Source organism: Aporhodopirellula sallentina SM41 (genome assembly GCF_000346505.1).
Classification (GTDB): Bacteria; Planctomycetota; Planctomycetia; order Pirellulales; family Pirellulaceae; genus Rhodopirellula; species Rhodopirellula sallentina.
The window spans coordinates 1-2,407 of sequence record NZ_ANOH01000359.1 but is presented as its reverse complement, the minus strand read 5'-3'; the positions used below and the strand labels follow the sequence as shown (position 1 = coordinate 2,407).

Below are 2,407 nucleotides of genomic sequence, written 5' to 3'. Positions count from 1 at the left end.
CCAAGAGTTTCGGCATGCTCTGTGAAACGCCGAAAGTCTTGGCGACTTTCGCTACGGTCTCGACGCGAATTTCTGTTGTAGCAGCACGTTTTTTGCGCGATTGATAAATGTTCCTGGCGTTTCCAGCTGCGGGAATTGAATGCGTTAAGTATCAGATTGCTCTAGCCGACACCAATCGCCTGATATGTCTTCGGACAGGAACTCATCATTGCTGGTGTCGGCCTTCACTTGTCCGCTCGCACGATCCTGCGTTGTCAAAACCGATGCTTCTCGGAGAAACGCCTTGGGCGTATACGTTCGCATGGGAGACTCACGGTCTGCTCCAGGTTTGCGTTCGCTTCAAGTTCATTTTGCTCGGCAAGGTTTGTGTGCTCGGTATCGCCAAGATGTACGTGTTGTAACTGGTCGCAAATATTGATTGCCAAAATTCCGCTTCGTCCCTCGTGTCAAAGGGCTCACCGGCAATTTGCCAATGTCCCGGTATGGTTGGCGATTCAATATAGAGCACGAAATCGAAATGGAGATCCAGGTAGTAGTCCACGAACGAGATGGTGGGATCTTCGTAGAGCACCGTGTACTCATAGTCTGTCCCTTCCGCGAACTGCGCTTGAGCACGATTGGCATACATGACGCTGGCGAGGGCAACCACAGTCCCAAGTATGATTCGGTACATCGCTTTTCTCCATTTGGCTGGTCAGCTTACTATCTGGTTCCACCCTGACAGACCGCGGGGCCTTTTGGGGGAACGTGTCAACAACGATTGACATAGACTTTACAGCGGAGCGAACGCAGATCTGTGACAGATCTAGGTCGCGGTCCGATGCGATTTCATTCTCGTCGGTTGGGCCGCAAACGAGGACTCAGCGGCAAGGCGTTCGTCTCGGCCGACTCGCCGATTGACAACTCTTCGGTAGGGAGTCTGCGGATCATGGCCGCGAGCTGACCGTCGTCAGGAGAGACAAGACGGACGGGTGTGCGGGCTTATTGGAAGGGGTTTCGACTGGAAATTGTTTGGTCTCCATCGAGGGGGCGAACAGGAATTTCCTGCCGGCAGACTCATCGCCTCGCTTGTTCGCACTTGTCTCGCGACATCAACTTTCGAACACCTTTCACTTCGTTTGAATCGCCACCGAGGACAGCATGGCTTCCGGGTTAACAGTGAAGCATTTCAAGGTTCATGGTTCTGCGGATGACAGGATCACGGTGCATCAATGGGAGTCGGTCGAACACACTTGGCCGAATCACTCGCACCCGGAATACAAACTGGGCGTTTCCGAAGGCGGCACAGGGACGTTCTTCTATCGTGGCCAGCGATACTTCACCGGCCCGGGAAAGCTACTCGTCATTCATCCCAACGAAGTGCATTCGTGCACGGCGACCGGGGCGTGGCGTTATCTCTATGCGGACCCGAATGTCGTCGCCAACATTGTCCGGACGTTTGACCGCAATGGTGACATCGAACCCTTGCTATTGCCCCCGGTCATCGACGACACGCAGCTCGTGGATCTCGTCTTGCAGGCTCACCGGTCGATGGACGATGGAGACCCGTCGTTGGATCAGGAATCCTCGTTTTACGATGCCATCTGCGAACTGCTCGTGCGGCACGCGTCCATGCCAGACGTTCCGAAAAAACAGGGACGTGCGAACATCCGCAAAGTCAAGGAAAGCTTGGAAGAGAAATTCCGCGAGAACGTTTCGCTTCCCGAACTCGCCCAGCTGGCCGGGACCTCCGCCCCGTATCTCAGCCGCGTGTTCTCCAAAGAAGTCGGCATTCCCATTCAAACCTATCTCTCTCAGATCCGAGTCCGTCGTGCGCAGCAGATGCTGCTGGCCGGCGAGTCGCTCATCGATGTTGCCTACGCAGCCGGTTTCGCGGACCAGTCGCACTTCACGCGGCATTTCAAACGATTCATTGGGGTCGCGCCGGGAGCGTATTCCAAGGCAGCGAATCCATCGAGCAATTCCTGACACACCAATCCCGTCGCTGAAGTCGCCTGGGTTTGAAACTTCCTTCATTCCGAACTTTGACGAGTCCAGCGACGAAGCCTTCTCCCTACGCTGCATTTTCTTTTGACAGCGCGCAAGATCGTTCAAGAAGCGTCCCGGCCACCTTCCTAAACTCGTGAGGTCATGCGGCATTGCCTCGCTCTTTCAAAGGATTGGGAGCGGAGAGAGCAGGGCGGGTTACGCGATGGAGCCGCTGCTGGACCCTCCCCTCACTTCGCTTGCCCCTTCCGGAGGGAGGGTGATGCGAGATTGCCAACCAAACTCTTTTACAACACCAACAGGATACAAATTCGATGAATCTTGAACTCAACAACCAAACAGCCCTGGTCACTGCGTCCACTGGCGGAATCGGTCTGGCGATCGCGACTCGTTTGGCGGCCGAAGGAGCAACCACCATCAT

Annotated in this window: 3 protein-coding genes; 2 read left to right on the top strand and 1 reads right to left on the bottom strand. The window is 55.1% G+C overall.

Annotation, left to right across the window (positions count from 1 at the left end; all coding sequences use genetic code 11):
* Positions 1-310: 310 nt before the first annotated feature.
* The gene (locus tag RSSM_RS23505) at positions 311-673 is read right to left on the bottom strand and encodes a hypothetical protein (RefSeq protein ID WP_044303443.1); all 363 of its coding nucleotides are present in this window, start codon (positions 671-673) and stop codon (positions 311-313) included.
* Between the two features lie 147 nt (positions 674-820).
* On the opposite strand from RSSM_RS23505, the gene RSSM_RS35235 reads away from it, so the two are divergent.
* Positions 821-943, top strand: a complete 123-nt coding sequence (locus RSSM_RS35235; protein WP_008685310.1) for a hypothetical protein — start codon at positions 821-823, stop codon at positions 941-943.
* A 215-nt stretch (positions 944-1,158) separates the two neighbouring features.
* The gene (locus tag RSSM_RS23500; protein WP_008685308.1) at positions 1,159-1,968 is read left to right on the top strand and encodes a helix-turn-helix domain-containing protein; all 810 of its coding nucleotides are present in this window, start codon (positions 1,159-1,161) and stop codon (positions 1,966-1,968) included.
* Positions 1,969-2,407: the final 439 nt, after the last annotated feature.

Coding starts and splice junctions, on each gene's coding strand:
- RSSM_RS23505 (WP_044303443.1), bottom strand. CDS start 673: ATGTACCGAATCATACTTGGGACTGTGGTTGCCCTCGCCAGCGTCATG.
- RSSM_RS35235 (WP_008685310.1), top strand. CDS start 821: ATGCGATTTCATTCTCGTCGGTTGGGCCGCAAACGAGGACTCAGCGGC.